This window comes from Tunicatimonas sp., assembly GCF_049647865.1.
Lineage (GTDB): Bacteria > Bacteroidota > Bacteroidia > Cytophagales > Cyclobacteriaceae > Tunicatimonas.
In genome coordinates, this window is record NZ_JBARYM010000133.1 from 1 (window position 1) to 4001 (window position 4001).

The following is a 4001-nucleotide window of genomic DNA, read 5'->3' on the forward strand; positions in this document are numbered from 1 at the left end:
CGTCCCAGCATGGGTTCCTGGATTACCTATGGTTTGGGTTCGGACAACGAAAACCTACCGGGCTTTGTAGTATTGGTTTCGGGAGGCGACCCTAGTGCCGGTAAAAGTGCCTGGGGAAGTGGCTTCTTGCCCACCGTGCATCAGGGAGTACAGTGCCGCTCGGAAGGTGATCCGGTGCTTTACCTATCTAATCCCGATAACGTAGACCCGTACCTTCGTAAGTGTTCTATTGATGCTATCAACGCGATTAATGAACAGGAATACCAACAGGCTCACGACCCAGAAATTCTGACCCGTATCTCGCAGTACGAGCTAGCCTTTCGAATGCAAACCGCCGTACCGGAAGTGATGAACATCAACGACGAACCCGAGTGGGTCCACCAACTGTACGGCACCGAACCGGGAAAGGCTTCCTTCGCTAATAACTGCCTGCTGGCTCGTCGGCTGGTAGAGAACGGAGTCCGCTTTGTGCAACTCTTCGACCGTCGCTGGGATACCCACGGGGCCGGACCCGGTAATGGGGTAGATAGTGGCCTCAAGAATGCATGCAAGTCTATTGATCAACCCATGAGTGCGCTGCTGCTAGATTTGAAGCAACGCGGCTTACTGGATGAAACGCTGGTAGTGTGGGGCGGCGAGTTTGGCCGAACCCCCATGATGGAAGCCCGTTCGGGAGCCGACTTCAAGGGTCGCGATCACCACGGCGATGCCTTTACCATGTGGATGGCCGGGGGCGGAGTGAAGCGGGGCTTCACCCACGGCGAAACCGACGAGATTGGCTTCTCCGGCGTTAGTGGCCGGGTGCACGTTCACGATCTACAAGCAACTATTCTGCACCAGCTAGGTCTTGACCACGAACGCTTAACCCACCGCTTCCAAGGCCGCGACTTTCGCCTTACCGACGTACATGGCAAAGTAGTGAAGGAGATCTTAGCGTAAATTACCTAACACAGATTATAACTTCTCCTTCTAGGTGGTTCTAACAAAATTGTACTGAGGCAAGAATTACGCATTTTCTTAACCGTGCTATTCCTGTGCCCGACCTGTGCTTAAGCCGTATCTGAGAAAAATTGTACATTTTAAAGAAATAGTATCTGGCACATTGGCACAATAGGATAGTTGAAACACGCTTTTATATTGCGTAAATTGTTGAGTAGTATAAACTGAATGAATAATGAAACGGAGTCAAATTTACCACGCTGACCCAGATATTTTGGGTGGCACTCCGGTATTTACCGGCACCCGAGTACCAATTGATACCCTGCTGGTTTATCTGCGCAAGGGCAAACGTATTGAGGATTTTCGGGATGACTTTCCTACGGTAAGTCGCGAGCAGGCTGAAGCTTTACTCAAACTGGCCGAGAAAGAGTTAGTATCGTACGTGTAATGCGGATTCTGCAGATGAAAACTTACCACGCAAGCTTAAATGGTCATTAGAAGCCGAAGCTATCACGGTACCCGAACGCGGGTGGGGTGGTGTAAAAAATGGTCAGCTTCTGCGGCAGGCCGCTACTGAGTTTGATGTTATGCTTACAATGGATCGGGGCATAGAATACCAGCAAAATTTAGCAGGACTTAACTTGTGCCTTATTGTTCTTTCGGCTGTTAGCAACGACATAGATGATTTACTTCCTCTGGTTCCAGCTATCAACGCTGCTTTATCAGCAGATCCAATTAAAACCTCCCTTGGTCGGGTAATTCACATTAATTAGTAAATTAACCTTTTTCTCTTCAATCTAGCATAATTGTTTCACGCTTAGTAAACCACCGTTGGTATAAAGGATATAGACGCAATATTGCGTCTATACAGATGTTATGGGCAACATATAAATAAAAAAATGAGTAAATTTGATAGGGAAAAACTATTTAGGTTATGGCCAGAGAAAAATTAATAAAACTTGAGCAACAGGAGCAAGAATTTGTCAATCATTATGCTGAACTAGGATTTGCCAATCCAGACGAAATGATAAAAAAAGGATTGCATCTTCTCAAAGAAGAACTTAATTATCACGCTCAACTAGCGCAATCCGCCGATTTGTATGCAGAATTATATGATGAGGATGAGAAATTAAAAGAATGGACTGAATCCGCTACACAAGATTGGGATTGATCTATGACAAAACTTCAACGAGGTGATATTATCACCGTAAATCTAAATCCGACAAAAGGCTCTGAGACTGGCAAAATTAGACCCTGTGTAGTGGTCACCAATAATGTGTATAATCAAAGAGTTCCTGTTATTCAAGTGGTGCCTATCACAGAATGGACGGAAAAGAAAGGAAGAATTGTCACTAATGTAATTATTGAGCCAAACGCTGCAAACGGACTAACTAAAAGATCAGTGGCTGATTGCCTGCAAACCCGTCCGATAGATTATCGTCAACGATTAGTAGATGTGAAAGGAAGATTGTCAACAGAACAAATGCAAAAGATAGGCACATCTTTGAAAATCATCTTTGATTTGAAATAGAAAAGTATGCCCATAACATCAGGCAAGTGGCATAGCTAGTTGATTTGCGAACTAAGGCATCAAAGCAAACAAGCACCTAACGTGCGATTTGACAGTAAGCTTCTCCAAAACCGCCACGCCGCCTGCCTAAATCGTTATGGTGCATTAAGGTACGATATACAAACATCCTTTACAGAATTATAGAAACATCGTTTACACTTTTTAAGTCGCAATTTGAAGTAAAATTCAGATTGCCATGCCTTGGAAAGAAACAACGATAATGGAACAAAAAATTGAGTTTATCTGCGAATGGCGAACCGGGAAATATTCCATCACCGAATTATGCAGAAGCTTTGAAATATCTAGGCCTACTGCCTATAAAATCATCACCCGATTCGAAAATGAAGGATATGAAGGTCTGAGAGAACTTTCCAGAAAACCTTGCGGAATGCATCCGAATGCGACCGATCAAAAGGTGGTGGAAGGCATTCTTAAACTGAAAGAAAGACACAAGTTGTGGGGGGCAAAAAAGATCCACAAACTGTTGTATAACGATTTTTCAGATGAAGTGATCCCAAGTATTTTGACCGTTCACAACATCCTGAAAAAACATGGTTTGGTAAGTCCTCAAAAACGCCTGCGAAGGGTCAAACCCATTCACCCTATTTTTGATCCAAAGCATTGCAATGAAGTGTGGAGCGCGGATTACAAAGGAAAGTTCCTGATGGGCAATAAAATCTATTGTCATCCACTCACCATAGCAGACTCAAAGAGTAGATTTGTATTTACTGCTAAAGGGCACTACAGAGAGAACTTTGATTCCGCAAAAGCTGAGTTTAAGCGGGTTTTCAGAATATTTGGTATCCCCAAACAAATCCATACCGATAATGGAAGTCCGTTTGGATCTGTAAAAGCAATACAACGATTTACCAGGCTATCTTATTGGTTCATTGAGTTGGGTATTATGCCGGTGTATTCTGATCCTTCGCACCCTGAACAAAACGGACGGCATGAGCGCATGCATCGTGATTTAAAAGCTGCTTGCGCCAAACCTTCAGCTTATGATTTAAGAGCACAGCAAAGGCGTTTAAATCATTTTGTAAAGGAATATAACCATGTAAGACCGCACGAAGCTTTGGAGATGCAAACGCCTGCTTCCGTGCATGAATTTTCTACGCGTCCTTTTCCGGAAAGAATCCCCCACTTTGATTATGACTCAGCACTGAAAGTCTTGAAAGTAACCAGGAACGGCTCTGTACGATGGGGCTCTTACAACTGGGTGTATGTATCCGCATCCTTGCAAGGAAAATACATCGGAGCTTTGGAGATGGGCAACGGAATTTGGCGTGTGTCTTATAGAAATGTATTTTTAGGCTACTTCAATGAAAATGAATTAAGAACCAAAGAACAATCAGTAAGGCTTGAAACGAATCTAGTGTAAACCTTGATCTATAACTTGTGTAAACGATGTATCTTAACGAACACCTGAATTAGAAATATGGGATCAAGTTTTGTGAAATATGGCAATTTCGGATTTTGGGCATGGGATTCT

Annotated in this window: 6 protein-coding genes; all 6 read left to right on the top strand. The window is 43.7% G+C overall.

The annotated features are described in order from the left end of the window. Window positions 1-939, top strand: a 939-nt coding sequence (locus tag WBA23_RS04240) for a DUF1501 domain-containing protein (RefSeq protein ID WP_424581003.1), incomplete at its 5' end; no start/stop codon positions are given. Window positions 940-1174: 235 nt separating this feature from the next. After that, window positions 1175-1387 carry a DUF433 domain-containing protein gene (locus WBA23_RS04245; protein ID WP_424581005.1) on the top strand — a complete coding sequence of 71 codons (213 nt, stop codon included), beginning with the start codon at window positions 1175-1177 and terminating at the stop codon, window positions 1385-1387. A gap of 148 nt (window positions 1388-1535) precedes the next feature. Further along, window positions 1536-1712 (top strand): hypothetical protein, encoded by a 177-nt coding sequence (locus tag WBA23_RS04250; protein WP_424581006.1) that lies wholly within the window; start codon window positions 1536-1538, stop codon window positions 1710-1712. A gap of 161 nt (window positions 1713-1873) precedes the next feature. Continuing rightward, window positions 1874-2110, top strand: coding sequence for a hypothetical protein (locus WBA23_RS04255; RefSeq protein WP_424581007.1), 237 nt, complete (start codon window positions 1874-1876; stop codon window positions 2108-2110). 3 nt (window positions 2111-2113) lie between these two features. Further along, the gene (locus WBA23_RS04260) at window positions 2114-2470 is read left to right on the top strand and encodes a type II toxin-antitoxin system PemK/MazF family toxin (RefSeq protein WP_424581008.1); all 357 of its coding nucleotides are present in this window, start codon (window positions 2114-2116) and stop codon (window positions 2468-2470) included. 235 nt (window positions 2471-2705) lie between these two features. Beyond that, on the top strand, window positions 2706-3890 hold the full coding sequence (locus tag WBA23_RS04265; protein ID WP_424581009.1) for an integrase core domain-containing protein: 1185 nt from the start codon (window positions 2706-2708) through the stop codon (window positions 3888-3890). Window positions 3891-4001 lie beyond the last annotated feature (111 nt).